This is a genomic window from Curtobacterium sp. VKM Ac-2887 (genome assembly GCF_015350935.1).
In the GTDB taxonomy this organism is placed as follows: Bacteria; Actinomycetota; Actinomycetes; order Actinomycetales; family Microbacteriaceae; genus Curtobacterium.
In genome coordinates, this window is record NZ_JADKSB010000001.1 from 57,363 (window position 1) to 71,944 (window position 14,582).

The following is a 14,582-nucleotide window of genomic DNA, read 5'->3' on the forward strand; positions in this document are numbered from 1 at the left end:
TGCCCCTTCCGCCCTCCGGACGGGGTCAACATATCAGTACTGGAGTACGACGTGTCAAGCGCTGTTCACCGGTCGATCGGGCGCCCCCGAGCGCCGCTCGCCCACGTCGTGTCCGCCGCGTCCCCGACCCGGAGCGACAGCGTGCCGCCGCGGGTGACGAAGGACGCCGGGACCCACGACTTCTCGAGGGTCCGCCCGTCCAACCGCGCACCGTGCACGTACGGCGCGGTGCCGGAGGACCGGACGACGATCCGCTCCCCGCTCGACCGCCGGATGTCGACCGTGCTGAACGTCGGGCTGCCGATGAGCATCTCCGCCCGCCCCGGCGTCTGCGGGAACAACCCGATCGACGCGAAGACGTACCAGGCACTCATCGTGCCCAGGTCGTCGTTGCCCGGCAGCCCGCTCGGCCCGGTCGTGTAGGCGTCGTCGACGACCCGGCGCACGGTCTCCTGCGTCTTCCACGGTTTGCCGAGGGCGTTGTACATCCACGGCGTGTGGATGTCGGGCTCGTTGGTCGGGTCGAACTTCGTGGCGTCGCCGCCGGTCACCGCGAACGCACCAGTGCTGTCGTGGAAGAACGCGTCCAACCGAGCGGAAGCGGCATCGTCGCCACCCAGGGCCGTCGACAGCCCCCGTACGTCCTGCGGCACGAGCCAGGTGTACTGCGCACTCGTCCCCTGCGCGAACCCGGTGCCGGTCGAGGGCGACCAGTCGGGCGTCCACGATCCGTCGGCCTGGCGAGCGGCCTGGTGTCCGACGGCCGCGTTGAAGGTGTTCTTCCAGTAGGCCCCGCGCTCCGCGAACATCCGGGCGTCCGAGCGCAGCCCCAGGGAACCCGCCCAGTACCCGAGCGCACTGTCGGAGATCGAGTCCTCCAGCGTCTCGGCAGCGCCGCCCCAGCACGAGCAGTCGTCGTTCGCGGCGTACTGGCGCTGCAGGTACTCGTCGAGCGCCGGGCGTTGGGCCAGGCACTGCCCCGGGCACCCGATGTCGCTCTCGGCGTCGGCGTTCTCGACGGTCGCCTGGTGCTTCAGCGAGGCGTAGGCGGCCCGCACGTCGAAGTTCCGGACCCCCATCGCGTACCAGGTGGCGAGGGTCGCGGCCGAGGGGTCACCCGTCATCACGTGCGTCGGCGCCCCGAGGTGGAGCCAGCGGTCCCACACCCCACCGTTCTGCTGGGCGAACCGCAGCATCGACTGCGCCATGTCCCCGGCGACGTCCGGCCGCAGCAGTGCGAGCAGTTGGATCTGCGCCCGGTACTGGTCCCACCCGGAGTACGTGCCGTAGACGGCGCGGTGCCCTCGGTCCATGCGGTGCACCCGCTGGTCCGGCCCGAGGTAGCGGCCGTCGCGGTCGTTCAGCGTGTTCGGCTGCATGAGCGCGTGGTACACGGACGTGTACAGCTGGGTGGTGCGGTCCGCGGTGCCGCCTCCGACGCGCAGACGCGACAGTTCGCGGTTCCAGGAGGCCCGTGTGCCGGCCGCCACGCTGGCGACGGTCGAGCGCTGGGTCACCTCGCCGTCGCGGTTCGCGATCGCTCCTGCGGCGCTCACGTACGAGATGCCGATCTTCGCGTGCACCGTCGCACCGCGACGCGCGTCGAACCCGACCCATGCGCCGGAGCCGCGTCCGGCACGGTCGGCGCCGGTCAGGTAGCCCTCCCCACCGGAGGAGGACGTGCCTCCCGGTCGGACCGTGCCGTCCTGCCAGGTGCCGGTGCTCGTGAACGCCTTGTCGAAGGTGGCCGTGAAGAACAGCCGGTAGTAGCTGCGCCGGTCGGGGTTGGTGGCCCCGCCGCCGTTCGCCCGGCGGCTGCAGAAGCCGCCGGTGAGGACGCTGCCGCTCACTGTGCGGGTGCGGGCGTCGACGCGGGTGGTCGCGGCCTCGCTGCCGTTGATCGAGTTCGATGTGCGGAAGAGCAGGTTCGCGGCCTTCCCGGCGGGGAACGCGAACTCGCCGATCCCGGCCCGGGTGGTGACGGCGAGGTCGGTGCGGACGCCGTTGTCGAGTGCGACGCCGTAGCGCCCGGGGCTCGCGGACTCGTCGTCGTGCGAGTAGCCGGCGGCGTAGACCGCGTCGGTGGAGTCGGCCGACGGCGACGTCGTGATCGGGGTCGTGACCGGCATGATCGGCACGTCACCGGCGGCCCCCGGCGCGCAGCCGGCACCGTTCAGGTGCGTCAGGCTGAACCCGCGCAGCCGGTTCACGTCGTACGAGTAGCCGTTCGCGACCGGCGTCGAGGTCTGGTCGCCCGCGGTGCCGGTGGGACTCCACTGGAGCATGCCGAACGGTGCGGTCGCGCCGGGCCAGGTGTTGCCGTCGCCGCTCGTGCCGATGAACGGGTCGACGTACCGGGCGGGATCGGAGACAGTCCGCCCCGCCTGCGCTGCCTGCCCTGACGGCGAGGCGACGGCCGGCGCGGCGACGACCCCCGTCCCGAGCAGCGCGGCGATCGTGGCCACCGCGGCGAGCGGGAGCGGGCGGACGAGCGGGCGACGGTGCACGCGAGAACGGTTCACGTCGGCGACGCTAGCCCCCTCGGACGGGGGACGCGCGATCCGTCACCGAGCCCTCTCCTGCTGTTCACCACGGTCGGCGTGTTCGGGGCCCACAGGCGGGTTCACCGCCGCTGGTAGCGTCCGGGCATGGTGTCGACGACCGACGAACCGGCCCGACGACGCGTCCGCGACCTGCTCGGGCTGCCGTCCCCTGACGAGCTCCGTCCGGTGGCGGTCCGCCTGGAGCCGCTCGGACGCGACGGGTCGGTGCGGTGGGCACGCGTCGAGCTGGACACGGCCGACGGCGACACCATCCCCTGCTTCCTCCTGACCCCGGACCACGGCACGGGAACGGACGTCATCGCCGTCCACCAGCACGCGGGCGACTTCACCTCCGGGAAGAGCGAGGCCGCCGGGCGGGCGGGGGATCCGACTCTCGCCTACGGCGTGGTGCTCGCTCGCAGTGGGGCCCGCGTGGTCATCCCCGATCTGATCGGTTTCGAGGAACGCCGACGCGACTGGACTGACGACCCGGCGGCCGACGAACGCCTCGACGCGCTCTTCCGTGTGGCGGACGGCAGCAGCCTGCAGGCGAAGCACTCGCGTGACATCGCCACGGTGACGTCCTGGATGATCGAGACGAGTACTGCCGACACCGAACTCGGCATCGTCGGACACTCCCTCGGCGGACAGGTGGCGCTGTTCGCACTCGCCGTGGACGCCCGACTCACGCGGGGCGTGGTCAGCTGCGGACTCGGTACGCTGGCCTCGTTCGAGGACGCTCGGATCCGCCACAACCCGGCCTGGTTCGTCCCGGGACTCACCGCCGCTGGCGACGTCCCCCTGGTCGCGTCGGCCGTTGATCAACCGGTCCTCGTCGCGGCGGGACGGGACGACGGACTGTTCCCCCTCGCCGGCGTCCGGCGCGTCCTCGACGCGTTCCCTCCGGGTGTCGCGACGACCGAGGTGTTCGACGGCGGCCACACGATGCCGGCGCGCATCACGGAAGCGGCACTCCGGCACCTGCTGCCCACGTGAACGGATGATCAGGACCCGTCGCGCACCGCGACCTGGTCCACGAACGCCCGGACGCGAGCGCGGAACGCCGGGTCCGCCGCCGGGCCCTTCACCGGCACGACGTGCAGCCGCCGGTCACCACGGCGGAGGGCAGGTCCGACGAACACCCCCTCGGTGACGTCCGCGGCGGTGGCTGCCCAGAGGGTCGAACGAGCGCCGTCCGCAGCGGTCCGGGCCAAGCTGCGTGCGACCATGCCGCCGAGGCGCTGCGTCAGGGTCTCCGCCTGGTCGTTCATCCCCGTCGCCGCGATGCCGGGGTGCGCGATCACCGTCCGGATGTCCGAACCGGCAGCACGGAGTCGTTCACCGAGGTCGACGCTCAGCGCTGCGGCCGCGGTCTTGGAGTCGGTGTACACACCGAACTGCGAGTAGTCGTCCGGACCGTCGACCCCGCCGGGACCAGGCACGCGGCGGGTGCGCTGCGACAGGTTCGAGCCGACGAGCACGATGCGGGGAGACGGCCCGCCGAGCAGCGGGAGCATCGCCTCGGCGAGCACGGCCGGCCCGACGACGTTCGTCGCCCAGGTGCGCTCGATTCCTTCGTCGGTGCGCCCGAACGCGCCGATCGTCGCACCGGCGTTGTTGACGAGGGCGTCCACGACGATGCCGTCCTCGGCGAGCTGCCGGGCGAACGCCGTGACGGACGCGACGGACGCGGTGTCGACGAGCCGCGCCTCCAGGTCGAGACCCACGGGGAGGACGCGAGCCGCCCTGTCGAGGTCGCGCACCCCGGCGACGACGCGGGCGCCGGCCGAGGCGAGGGTCGTGGCGACGACGAGGCCGAGCCCACCGGTCGCGCCGGTGACCACCACGGTCCTGCCGTGCTGGTCGGGCATCGCTGCCGGTTCCCACTCGAAGCTGTCCATCGTCGTCTCCTGCTCGTTCGGCGCACCCAATCGGATGATTCATCCGGAACGCTAGCACAACCGGATAGAGTGTCCACATGACGATCGCGATGGCCCGACCCGAGGCGCTGCGCTCCGATGCCCAGCGCAACCGGACGGCACTGCTCGACGTCGCCCGCACCTTCGTCGACCGGGGCGAACCGGCCCTGCTCAACGCCGTCGCGCACGAGGCCGGAGTGGGGGTCGGGACGGCCTACCGGCACTTCCCGAGCCAGCAGCACCTGCTCGAAGCGCTCGCGATCGACGCGCTCGAGGACATGCTCGACCAGGTCCGCGACGCCGTCGTGCTGCCGGACGCAGCCGATGCGCTCCGCGGGGTCGTCACGGCCGCGTTCCGGAGCATGGTGGACGACGCAGCCCTCGGTGACCTGCTGACCAACGGCGGGTTCTCCTGTGCGGACACCGCTGCCCTCGCCGGCGACCTGGTGGTGTCCGTCGACGCGCTGCTCGCGAGGGGACGCACCGAGGGGATCGTCCGGACCGACGTCGACGCCGACGACCTCCGCCGGCTGCTGTGCGGGCTGCGCGAAGCGGCCGTCGCCGGCGGCACCCGGGTCAGCGATCCGGAGCGCTACGTCGAGATCCTGCTCGCCGGGCTCCGTCCGACGAGCTGACCGACGCCCTGATCGCGGCGAGACCGACGAGCGCCCCGAACCCGCAGACGGCCACCGCCGCCACCGCGACCGCGATGTAGGCCGCTTCGGTCGAGGACCCCCGGTAGGGCATGTCGTCGAGCCATCCCAGTCCGGCGATCACGATCACCAGGCCGATCGCGACGCTGCCGGCCACCACCAGCACCGCATCACGGGCGGCCCGGAGCACGGTACGCGAGCGGGGTTCCACGGGTTCATCCTGCCGGGCGGCGACGGGCACTGTCAGGATGGGCGCATGAGCGTCATGGTCTCCGTGTTCGATGCGCACCGCAGCCGTACGAGCGAGAAGTACACCGCGTACCCGCCGGACGTCCTGCCGATGTTCGTCGCCGAGATGGACTCGATGCTCGCAGAACCGGTGCGTGAGGCCCTCGTCGCCGCGGTCACCAACGGTGACACCGGGTACGTCGGCCACGGTCGTGCCCTGCCCGAGGCGTTCGCGGACTTCGCCGAGAGCCGGTGGGCCTGGCGCGTCGACCCCGACCTCGTCCGCACCACCACCGACGTGTCGGTTGCTGCGGTGGAGATGCTCCGCCGGATCATCGAGCCGGGCGACCAGGTCGTCATCATGCCGCCCGTGTACCCGCCGTTCTGGGAGTACGTGTCCGAGGCCGGCGGCACCGTGACCGAGGTCCCGTTGCTCGCACCCGACGGCCCCGCGGACCCGTTCGACACCACGGCCGGTTGGCGGATGGACCTGGACGGCCTCGCGCAGGCGTTCGCCGACGGCGCGCGCACCGTGCTGCTCTGCAACCCGCACAACCCCCTCGGCCTGGTGCACGACCGCTCGTCGCTCGTCGCACTCGCGAAGCTCGCCGCCGAGTGGGACGCCGTGGTCGTCTCGGACGAGATCCACGCGCCGCTCGTGCACGCCGACGCGGTCTTCACGCCGTTCCTGGAGTCCTGCCCCGAGGCCGCCGCGCTCGGGGTCTCGTTGACGAGCGCGAGCAAGGCCTGGAACCTCGCGGGCACGAAGTGCGCGTTGATCGTCGGCGCCTCGGAGCGGGCCCGTGCGTGGTTCGACGCCCTGCCGACCGAGGTCGTCGAGCGCACCGGGATCCTCGGGTACACCGCGAGCGTCGCCGCGTTCAGCGAAGGGGGGCCGTGGCTCGCGTCCCTGCTCACCGAACTCGCCGCGAACCGCCGCACCCTGGCCGAGCGGATCGGTGACGTCCTGCCCGGGGCGGAGTACCGGCAGCCGCAGGCGTCCTACCTGGCGTGGCTGGACCTGCGCGCCCTGCCGTGGGGCGACGACCCCGCGGCACTGCTGGTCGACGAGGCGAAGGTGGCGCTCGCCTCCGGCCCGGCGTTCGGACGCCAGGGTCAGGGCTTCGCGCGGTTGAACTTCGGGTGCTCGGCCGAGACCCTCGATGACGGCCTCAGCCGCCTGCACACCGCGTTCCGGCAGCGTGCAGGCGGCTGATCGTCGGTCCTACTCGAACACCTGCCAGGCCGGCTTGTTCGCGTACGTGTAGCGGTAGTAGTCGGCGAGCTGCAGGCCGGCCGCGGCTTCCTCGTCGACGACGACCGTCGCGTGCTCGTGCAGCTGCAGCGCCGAACCGGGGACGAACGAGCTGAGCGGCCCCTCGACCGCGGCGGCGACCGCGTCGGCCTTGGCGGAGCCCTGCGCGACGAGGACGAGCTGCTGGGCGTCGAGGATGGTGCCGAGCCCCTGCGTCATGCAGTGCGTCGGGACCTGCTCGGGCGAGTCGAAGAACCGCGCGTTGGCGTCACGGGTCGACGGCGCCAGGGTCTTGATCCGGGTGCGCGAGGCGAACGAGGACGTCGGCTCGTTGAACCCGATGTGCCCGTTCGCGCCGATCCCCAGGATCTGCACGTCGATCCCGCCGGCGGCACGGATCGCGGCGTCGTACTCCTTCGCCGCGAACTCGAGGTCGTCGGCACGACCGTCGGGCACCCGCACCCGCGAGGGGTCGAACCCGAGCGGCGCCACGACGTCGCGCGCGATGACGCTGGCGTACGACTCCGGGTGCTCGAGCGGGATGCCGACGTACTCGTCGAGGGCGAACCCGCGAGCCTCGGCGAACGAGATCTCGCCCGCACCGACCCGGCGCTGCAGGTCGGTGTAGATGCCCTGCGGGCTGGATCCGGTGGCGAGACCGATGACGGCGGACGGCTTCTTGGCGACGACGGACGCGATCTTGGCCGCGGCGACGCGACCGACCTCAGCCGGCGTGGGCAGGATGATGATCTCCACACGCCCATGCTACTGGTCATGACCAGTCTCCGACAGGGCGGGATCGGTAGCGTGGGGACATGCCCACCCCCGACTTCGTCCTGTCCCTCCGCTCGAGGATCGGCACCGATCCGCTGTGGCTGACGGGCGTCACCGCCGTGGTCACGCGGGGCTCCGGTGCCGACCAGGAGCTCCTCGTGGTCCGTCGTGCGGACAACGGTGCCTTCACCCCGGTGACCGGCATCGTCGACCCGGGCGAGGAACCCGCCGTCGCCGCCGAGCGCGAGGTCCTGGAAGAGGCCGACGTCGTCGCCGTGGCCGAACGGCTGGCGTGGGTGCAGGTGCTGCCGGAGATGACGTACCCGAACGGCGACCGGGCGCAGTACCTCGACCTGGTGTTCGCCTGCCGGTACGTCTCGGGCACGCCGAACCCGGCGGACGGCGAGAACACCGAGGCGTTCTGGGCCCGGCTCGACGACCTGCCCGACATGCCCGCGAACATGCGAGCCCGCGTTGCGGCCGCCCTGTCCGACGAGCGCGAGGCGCGCTTCCAGCGCTGACCCCACCGGACGGGAGGCCCGGTGCCAGGCCGTCACGCGCCTCCCGTCCGCCCGTCGTCGCGCCCACCCCGCGAAAGCGACAGTGTGCCGCCGACCTTCCGCGGGAAACTGTCGCTTTCGCGGAGGGGACGCGCCTGGGCCGGCGAGGACTGTCGCTTTCGTCGAACGAGCAGTCGCGGTCAGGTGAGCGGGGCCACCGCCACGGGGGCGCCGAGCAGGCGGACGGCGACGGACTCGCCGGCGGCGCGACGGTCGCCGACCTCGTGCTGCACGATCACGACGGTGTCGTCGTCGAGCCGGACCGTGGTGCGGCGGATCGAGCCGAGGAAGCTCGACGACGCGACGGTGCCGCTGATGCCCTCCGGGGCGAAGGCGACGTCCTCCGGTCGGACGTAGGCGAGCACCGGCCCGTCGGCGACCGAGGCGTCGAGCGCGGGCACGCGGAACCCGTACACGAACACGTCGCCGCCGCGCAGGTCGCCCTGCAGCCGGTTGGACTGCCCGACGAAGTCCGCCGTGAACGCCGACGACGGGGAGCGGTAGAGCTCCTCCGGCGTACCGATCTGCTCGATGTCGCCGGCGTTCATCACGGCGATGCGGTCGGAGACGGCGAGCGCCTCTTCCTGGTCGTGGGTGACGAACACCGTGGTGATGCCGAGGTCGCTCTGGATGCGGCGGATCTCCTCACGGAGCGAGACGCGCACCTTGGCGTCGAGGGCGGAGAGCGGCTCGTCGAGCAGGAGGACCCGGGGCCGCGTGACCAGGGCCCGGGCGAGGGCGACGCGCTGCTGCTGGCCACCCGACAGCTGGTGCGGGTAGCGCTCGGCGAACTCGCCCAGGTGCACCATGTCGAGTGCCTCGACCACGCGGCTCCTGCGCTCGACGGCGGGGACACGGCGCATCTCGAGGCCGAACGCGACGTTCTGCCGCACCGTCATGTGCGGGAACAACGAGTACTGCTGGAACACCATCCCGATGTCGCGCTTGTTCACCGGGGTGGCGGCGACGTCCTGGCCGTCGATGCGGATGGCGCCGGCGTCGATGGCCTCGAGGCCGGCGAGCGCCCGGAGCGCCGTCGTCTTGCCGCAGCCCGACGGGCCGAGCAGGGACACGAACTCGCCCGGTTCGACGCGGAGCGACAGTCCGGCCAGGGCCCGGTGCGTGCCGTAGTGCTTCTCGACGGCCTCGAGCTCGACGACGGCGCCGGTGGAGGCGAGGGACGCCGGGGCTGCCGGTGCGGTGACGGTCATGCGGACTCCTTGACGCGGGTGGTGCGGACGGTGCGGGTACGGCCGGCACGACGGCCCGTCCCGATGCGGCCGATGACGACGAGCAGCACGAAGCCGAACAGGAGGGCCGCGACCGAGAAGATCGCGGCGACGTACGGGTCGGTCTGCTGCACGAGCACGAGGGCGGTCTGGAAGGTGGTGCGGGACAGGAACGCGGCGAGCGTGTACTCGCCGAGGACCACCGTGATGGTGAGGAAGCACGCGGCGGTGATGCCCCGGCGCAGGTTCGGCAGGAGCACCCGCCAGGTGACCGTCCACCACGAGGCGCCGAGCGACCGGGCGGCCTCGGACAGCACCGTCATGTCCGTCGCGGTGATGGCGGCGGCGATCGGGCGGAACGCGAACGGCAGCGTGACGATGCCGATCGCGAAGGCCAGGGTCCAGGCACCGGACCCGAAGACCCGCGAGACCACCTGGTACACGGGGATGAAGCCGACGACGAGCACCACCACGGGGACCGTGATCGGGACGATGCAGACGAACTCGAGCACGCGGCGGAGCCTCGGGTAGCGCAGCGCCGTGATGATCTGGGCGGGCAGCAGGACGAACAGCACGATGCCGACGGTGATGACCGCGATGAGCAGCGATGCCCCGAGGCCGTCGAACACCGGCTGGTAGGTGAACGCGTTGGCCGGGTCGACGATGGCGGCCCAGTGCGCGAAGGTCAGACCGTCGTCGGTGCCCTCGCGGAAGGTGAACTGCACCAGCGCGGCCAGCGGGACGGCGAAGACGATCCCGACGACCGTGAGCACGGCCGTGGCGGTGCCCCGTGACGGGGCCGTGCCGAAGCGGCCGACGCGGGGCGAGCCTCCCGTCCGACCGGACGCGACCGACGTCGGACGCGACGGCCCCACCGGCGTTGCCGCGCTCATCGCTGCCACCTTGCGGCCCGGCGCTGCAGCAACGAGTACGCGCCCATCACGACCGCCATCACGACGACCATGCCGAAGGCGAGCACGCCGGCGACGTTCTGCAGATCGATGAGGGTCTCGCTGGTGAGCTGCGTGCGGATCGTGAGCGGCACGATGCCGCCCTGCGAGATGAGTGCCGCGGCGGTGGCGAACGACGAGAAGCCGTTCGCGAACAGCAGGAGCAACGAGCCCCAGAACGCCGGTGCGAGCACGGGCAGGGCGATCCGGCGCCAGTACGTGGCGCGGGAGGCGCCGAGGGTGGCGGCGGCCTCGCCCCACTGCGTCTTCACGCCCTCGAGCGCGGGCATGAACGTGAGGACCATCAGCGGCACCTGGAAGTAGACGTAGGGGATGACGAGACCGGGCACCGTGTAGAGGAAGGCGCCGGTCGCGTTGCGGTCCACGTCGACGAGGGACACCAGCCACGTCGTGACGAGACCCTGCACGCCGATCGTGGCGATGAACGCGAACGCGAGCATGACGCCGCCGAACTGGGCGAGGACGCTCGCGGCCGAGTCGATCATCGACCGGACGAGCCCGTCGGGCCGCAGTGCCGACAGTGCCCAGCAGACGAGCGCTCCGATGACGGCGCCGATCACGGCGGACACGGCGGACAGGCCGAACGAGCCGCCGAAGGCCCGCAGGACGGAGGGCTCGGCCAACGCTGCGAGGTTCGCGAGGGTGAACGCGCCGTCGTCGGTGAAGAACCCGCTGCCGACCGCGATCACCGCGGGGACGGCGAGGAAGAGCAGGACGTACGCGGCGAACGGGGTGAGGCCGAGCCAGGCCAGGCCGACGCGGCGCCGGACACGGGGTCCGGCGCCGTGGGTGGCATCGACGGGCGCTCGTGCGGACGTCGGGAGCACGGGGCTCGTCGCGCTCGTCGCCGGTGCGCTCGCTGCTGGCGCGGGCGCGCCCGCCGATGCGGTGGTCATGCTGGTCAGGACCCCATGGTCGAGGACCACTTGGCAGACAGCACCTTCGCGGCGTCTGCCACCTGCGCGTCGGTCAGCTCGACGTAGTCCTTCGGCGCACCGCCGGCGGCGTCGAGGGCGTCCTGGTCGACCTTGCCGGACTCCTTCAGGGCAGCGAGGGTCGACGGGAACGCACCGGCCTGCAGGTACAGGTTCTGCGCCTCGGGGCTGGCGATGTACTCCTGCCACAGGCGCGCTGCGGCGGGGTGCGGGGCGTCCTTGTTGATGGCCTGCGAGTAGTACGAGCCGAGCGCCTGGCCCTCAGGCACGACGGTCTTCCAGTCCTTGTTGCCACTCGCACCGGCGGCGGGGCCCCAGGCGAGGTTGTTGTACGACCACTGGATGACCACGGGGGTCTCGCCCGAGGCGACCGTGGCCTGCGTGGGCAGCACGTTCTGGAAGTTGCCGGCCTGCTTGAGCTTGCCGAAGTAGTCGACGCCCTTGGTGATGTCGTCGGCCGAGCCGCCGTTCTCGAGCGCGGCCAGGTAGACCGCGGACGCAGCCTGGTTCGCCTGCGTCGGGTCGCCCGCGATGGAGACCTTGCCCTTGTACTCGGAGCCGAGCAGGTCCGTCAGGTCCTTCGGGGCGTCCGTGATCTTCGACGAGTCGTAGCCGATCGACATCAGGCCCGTGTAGTCGCGGGTCCAGGCGCCGTCCTGCTCCTTGAGCGTGTCCGGGATGTCGCTCCAGTTCGCGACCTTGTAGTCCGTCAGCAGGTCGAGGTTCTCCTGCAGCACGGCGTTGCCGAGGTCGAGCACGTCGGGAGCGGTGGACTGCCCCTTCTGCGACTTCACCGCGGCGACCTCGTCGGCGCTGGAGCCGTTCGGGTTCGCGGAGTTGACCTTGATGTCGTACTTCTTCGTGAAGCCGTCGATGATCTTGCCGTAGTTGGCCCACGACGGCGGCAGCGCGATGACGTTGAGCTGTCCCTCGGCCTTCGCGGCCTTCACGAGGGCGTCCATGCCGCCGGAGGCCTCGGCGCTCGTGGCGGTCTTCCAGTTCGTGTCGTCCTTCGTCGTGCTGGCCGAGCTCGTGGCCGAGCATCCGGCGAGGGTGACGATCGCTGCGGCGGCGAGGGCGATGCCGGCGATGGTGCGCTTGTGCTGCACGGGAGGTGCCTTTCGGGTGGGTGCTGCGGGTGCTTCAGGTGGGTGCTGCGGGTGCTGCGGGTGGGTGCTTCGGGCGGGGCCGCGGTTCTCGGCCCGGGACGATCGTGGAGGCGGCCGGTTTCCGGCCCGTGCTGCGCCGGTGAACGGCTGCGGAACAGCGGGTGCGGCTGTACGATCTCGCCTGGCGGCACGCTCGGTGCGTGCTCCGGTTCACGGCCTGGAGGCACGGATGCAGTTCACGACGACGGTCCTGCTGGCGAGGAAGACGGCGACAGGGCTCCCGGTCCCGTCGTCCGTGATCGATGCGTTGGGTGCGGGGAAGCGCCCGCCGGTGGTGGTCACGATCAACGGCGGCTACACCTACCGGTCCACCGTCGGGGTCATGGACGAGCAGTTCCTGGTGCCGCTGTCCGCGTCGCACCGCGAGGCCGCGGGTATCGCGGCCGGGGACACCGTCGAGGTCACGCTCGTCGTCGACACGCAGCCCCGGGTCATCGACCTGCCCGACGACCTGGCGGCGGCACTGCAGGACGCTGGGGTGCGTGCAGCGTTCGACACCCTGTCGAACTCGCGGCAGCGAGCGCTTGCCGACCCGGTGTCGCAGGCGAAGGCGCCGGAGACCCGAGCGCGGCGCATCGCGAAGGCCGTGGAGGCGCTGCAGGGCTGAGCGGCGCGGCGCGGCGCGGCGCGGCGCGGGCGGCGTACCTGGTCGATTCGGGCGTACCTGGTCGAAAGTTCCTGGCAGGTATGCCCGCAAGCATGAGGTATCGCGCGCGCTCTGGGAAAGAACGGGCGAGCTCAGGCGCCGAGTTCGACGAGCACCCGCGGGATCTCGGTCACGAGTTCGCTCGCCAGGTACCCGAGGGGCCCGACCTGCACCGCGAGCCGATCACCGGCAGCCGCGTGCACGTAGGACGCCCACGCCACCGCCTGTGCCGGTTCCGCGCCACGAGCGAGCAGGCCGGTGACCGCACCCGACAGGACGTCGCCACTGCCGCTGGTGCCGAGTCCTCCGGAGCCGGTGCCCTTGATCCAGCTCCGCCCCTGGGGAGTCGCGATGGCGTCCCCCAGGGCCACGACCGCACCGAACCGCTGCGCGATCGCCATCGCGTCGGCCACGTCGTCGCCGCTGCCCTCCCGACCGAGGAGCCGTTCGGCTTCGCCGGAGTTGGGCGTCATCACCAGCCGACCCCGGAGCGGTTCCAGACGGTCCCGCACGTCGGCCGCCACCCCGAGGGCGAACGCATCGAGCACGACGGTGGTCTGTGGTCCGACGACGTCGGCGAGTCCGGCCACCAGGTCACGGGTGCCGTTCGGCTCGTCGAGTCCCGGGCCGACCAGCAGCGCGTCCGCACTCGCGGCGGAGGCGGCGATGCCCTCGATGGCACCGACGGCGACGTGACCGTCCGCATCCTCGTCGAGCGGTTCGACGCCGGACTCGGGCACGGCGACCGCGACCTCGTTCGCGATGCTCCGCCCCACCGCGAGGGTGAGCCGCCCCGCTCCCACCCGGAGTGCAGCGAGCGCCGAGAGCATCGCGGCTCCGGGCGTCCGCGCTGCGCCGCCGACCACGAGCACCTGCCCGCGACCGTACTTGCCGGCGCCCGGCTCGGGGAGCGGCCAGTCCCGCAGGAAGTTCGGTGTGACGGTCTCAGCGGACATGCTCGTCGTCCTTCCGGCCGGTGTGTGCCGTGACCTCGTCGTCGTCGAGGTGGCCGACGGAGGAGAACTCCTCGAGCATCCACGGTGCGCCCGCACGCTCGCGGCGGAGTCGGGTGAGGGAGGCGTTCGCGACCGCGTGCGTCCGAGCGAACTCCATGAGCGCCGGCTCGTCGAGGTCGAGGCACACCGCCACGACCAGCATCACGACGGCATCGTGCGCCGCGACGACGAGCCGCTCGGTGCCCTCGATCCGTTCGACGTCGACCAGTGCCGATCGGAGCCGGAGCATCACGTCGGCCCAGGACTCGCCGCCCGCTGGCCGGTGGTAGTACTTGCCGAGCCACTGCCGGCGACGTTCCTCTTCGGGGTACCGGTTCCGGACACCCTGCAGGGTGAGCAGGTCGAGCACACCGAGCTCGCGGTCGCGGAGCCGCTCGTCCACCCGTTTCTCGGGCTCGGCCAGTCCGCCGGCCCCGAGCGCGATCTCGATGGTCTGCTGCGCACGCAGGTACGGAGAGACCCACAGCGCCACGGGGACGTCGTCGATGCCACGATCGGCGAGTTCCTGTCCGAGCGACCGCGACTGCGACTCGCCGAGCGGGCTCAGCGGGACGTCGGCGTCCCGGTACTCGACGTCGATGACGTCGTCGCCCGCGCCCTCTGCTCGGGCGGCGGCGACGTTCGCGAGCGATTCACCGTGGCGGACGAGCCAGATCTCCTGCACTGCCATGCCGCCACGCTAAC

Annotated in this window: 15 protein-coding genes; 5 read left to right on the top strand and 10 right to left on the bottom strand. The window is 72.0% G+C overall.

Annotated elements, in window-relative coordinates; translation table 11 throughout:
* Positions 1-65: 65 nt before the first annotated feature.
* Positions 66-2,522 (bottom strand): GH92 family glycosyl hydrolase, encoded by a 2,457-nt coding sequence (locus ITJ69_RS00265; RefSeq protein WP_323742852.1) that lies wholly within the window; start codon positions 2,520-2,522, stop codon positions 66-68.
* 126 nt (positions 2,523-2,648) lie between these two features.
* Here ITJ69_RS00265 and ITJ69_RS00270 point away from each other — a divergent pair, with 126 nt between their 5' ends.
* Positions 2,649-3,539 carry an alpha/beta hydrolase family protein gene (locus tag ITJ69_RS00270; RefSeq protein ID WP_194671691.1) on the top strand — a complete coding sequence of 297 codons (891 nt, stop codon included), beginning with the start codon at positions 2,649-2,651 and terminating at the stop codon, positions 3,537-3,539.
* An 8-nt stretch (positions 3,540-3,547) separates the two neighbouring features.
* Here ITJ69_RS00270 and ITJ69_RS00275 read toward each other — a convergent pair whose 3' ends face one another.
* Complete coding sequence (locus ITJ69_RS00275; protein WP_194671692.1) at positions 3,548-4,444, bottom strand: SDR family NAD(P)-dependent oxidoreductase; 897 nt, start codon at positions 4,442-4,444, stop codon at positions 3,548-3,550.
* A 77-nt stretch (positions 4,445-4,521) separates the two neighbouring features.
* On the opposite strand from ITJ69_RS00275, the gene ITJ69_RS00280 reads away from it, so the two are divergent.
* Positions 4,522-5,097, top strand: a complete 576-nt coding sequence (locus ITJ69_RS00280; RefSeq protein WP_123671477.1) for a TetR/AcrR family transcriptional regulator — start codon at positions 4,522-4,524, stop codon at positions 5,095-5,097.
* On the opposite strand, the gene ITJ69_RS00285 is transcribed toward ITJ69_RS00280, so the two are convergent.
* Positions 5,039-5,326 carry a hypothetical protein gene (locus tag ITJ69_RS00285; protein ID WP_123671476.1) on the bottom strand — a complete coding sequence of 96 codons (288 nt, stop codon included), beginning with the start codon at positions 5,324-5,326 and terminating at the stop codon, positions 5,039-5,041. The genes ITJ69_RS00280 and ITJ69_RS00285 overlap by 59 nt on opposite strands.
* Positions 5,327-5,371: 45 nt before the next feature.
* On the opposite strand from ITJ69_RS00285, the gene ITJ69_RS00290 reads away from it, so the two are divergent.
* A complete protein-coding gene (locus ITJ69_RS00290) occupies positions 5,372-6,559 on the top strand; it encodes a MalY/PatB family protein (RefSeq protein ID WP_194671693.1) in 1,188 nt (395 codons plus the stop codon).
* Between the two features lie 9 nt (positions 6,560-6,568).
* Here the strand turns inward: ITJ69_RS00290 and nagB are convergent, their stop codons facing one another.
* On the bottom strand, positions 6,569-7,354 hold the full coding sequence (gene nagB / locus ITJ69_RS00295; RefSeq protein ID WP_111085323.1) for a glucosamine-6-phosphate deaminase: 786 nt from the start codon (positions 7,352-7,354) through the stop codon (positions 6,569-6,571).
* 59 nt (positions 7,355-7,413) lie between these two features.
* Between nagB and ITJ69_RS00300 the strand changes: the two genes are divergently transcribed.
* Positions 7,414-7,893 (top strand): NUDIX hydrolase, encoded by a 480-nt coding sequence (locus tag ITJ69_RS00300; protein WP_123936898.1) that lies wholly within the window; start codon positions 7,414-7,416, stop codon positions 7,891-7,893.
* A 179-nt stretch (positions 7,894-8,072) separates the two neighbouring features.
* Here ITJ69_RS00300 and ITJ69_RS00305 read toward each other — a convergent pair whose 3' ends face one another.
* Genes ITJ69_RS00305 through ITJ69_RS00320 form a run of 4 tightly spaced genes read right to left on the bottom strand, consistent with a single transcriptional unit; the run spans position 8,073 to position 12,176 of the window.
* Positions 8,073-9,143 carry an ABC transporter ATP-binding protein gene (locus ITJ69_RS00305; RefSeq protein ID WP_194671694.1) on the bottom strand — a complete coding sequence of 357 codons (1,071 nt, stop codon included), beginning with the start codon at positions 9,141-9,143 and terminating at the stop codon, positions 8,073-8,075.
* The gene (locus tag ITJ69_RS00310) at positions 9,140-10,054 is read right to left on the bottom strand and encodes an ABC transporter permease (protein ID WP_194671695.1); all 915 of its coding nucleotides are present in this window, start codon (positions 10,052-10,054) and stop codon (positions 9,140-9,142) included. Before ITJ69_RS00310 ends, ITJ69_RS00305 begins: the two co-directional genes overlap by 4 nt.
* A complete protein-coding gene (locus ITJ69_RS00315) occupies positions 10,051-11,028 on the bottom strand; it encodes an ABC transporter permease (RefSeq protein ID WP_194671696.1) in 978 nt (325 codons plus the stop codon). Before ITJ69_RS00315 ends, ITJ69_RS00310 begins: the two co-directional genes overlap by 4 nt.
* 5 nt (positions 11,029-11,033) lie before the next feature.
* A complete protein-coding gene (locus ITJ69_RS00320; protein WP_194671697.1) occupies positions 11,034-12,176 on the bottom strand; it encodes an ABC transporter substrate-binding protein in 1,143 nt (380 codons plus the stop codon).
* Positions 12,177-12,405: 229 nt separating this feature from the next.
* Between ITJ69_RS00320 and ITJ69_RS00325 the strand changes: the two genes are divergently transcribed.
* Positions 12,406-12,843 (top strand): YdeI/OmpD-associated family protein, encoded by a 438-nt coding sequence (locus ITJ69_RS00325; RefSeq protein WP_123936903.1) that lies wholly within the window; start codon positions 12,406-12,408, stop codon positions 12,841-12,843.
* Positions 12,844-12,974: 131 nt separating this feature from the next.
* On the opposite strand, the gene ITJ69_RS00330 is transcribed toward ITJ69_RS00325, so the two are convergent.
* Positions 12,975-13,838 carry an NAD(P)H-hydrate dehydratase gene (locus ITJ69_RS00330; RefSeq protein ID WP_194671698.1) on the bottom strand — a complete coding sequence of 288 codons (864 nt, stop codon included), beginning with the start codon at positions 13,836-13,838 and terminating at the stop codon, positions 12,975-12,977.
* Positions 13,828-14,568, bottom strand: coding sequence for a histidine phosphatase family protein (locus ITJ69_RS00335; protein WP_194671699.1), 741 nt, complete (start codon positions 14,566-14,568; stop codon positions 13,828-13,830). The genes ITJ69_RS00330 and ITJ69_RS00335 overlap by 11 nt, the downstream gene beginning before the upstream one ends.
* Between the last annotated feature and the right edge of the window lie 14 nt (positions 14,569-14,582).

Coding starts and splice junctions, on each gene's coding strand:
- ITJ69_RS00325 (WP_123936903.1), top strand. CDS start 12,406: ATGCAGTTCACGACGACGGTCCTGCTGGCGAGGAAGACGGCGACAGGG.
- ITJ69_RS00315 (WP_194671696.1), bottom strand. CDS start 11,028: ATGACCACCGCATCGGCGGGCGCGCCCGCGCCAGCAGCGAGCGCACCG.
- ITJ69_RS00270 (WP_194671691.1), top strand. CDS start 2,649: ATGGTGTCGACGACCGACGAACCGGCCCGACGACGCGTCCGCGACCTG.
- ITJ69_RS00300 (WP_123936898.1), top strand. CDS start 7,414: ATGCCCACCCCCGACTTCGTCCTGTCCCTCCGCTCGAGGATCGGCACC.
- ITJ69_RS00290 (WP_194671693.1), top strand. CDS start 5,372: ATGAGCGTCATGGTCTCCGTGTTCGATGCGCACCGCAGCCGTACGAGC.
- ITJ69_RS00280 (WP_123671477.1), top strand. CDS start 4,522: ATGACGATCGCGATGGCCCGACCCGAGGCGCTGCGCTCCGATGCCCAG.
- ITJ69_RS00305 (WP_194671694.1), bottom strand. CDS start 9,143: ATGACCGTCACCGCACCGGCAGCCCCGGCGTCCCTCGCCTCCACCGGC.
- ITJ69_RS00335 (WP_194671699.1), bottom strand. CDS start 14,568: ATGGCAGTGCAGGAGATCTGGCTCGTCCGCCACGGTGAATCGCTCGCG.
- ITJ69_RS00310 (WP_194671695.1), bottom strand. CDS start 10,054: ATGAGCGCGGCAACGCCGGTGGGGCCGTCGCGTCCGACGTCGGTCGCG.
- ITJ69_RS00330 (WP_194671698.1), bottom strand. CDS start 13,838: ATGTCCGCTGAGACCGTCACACCGAACTTCCTGCGGGACTGGCCGCTC.
- ITJ69_RS00275 (WP_194671692.1), bottom strand. CDS start 4,444: ATGGACAGCTTCGAGTGGGAACCGGCAGCGATGCCCGACCAGCACGGC.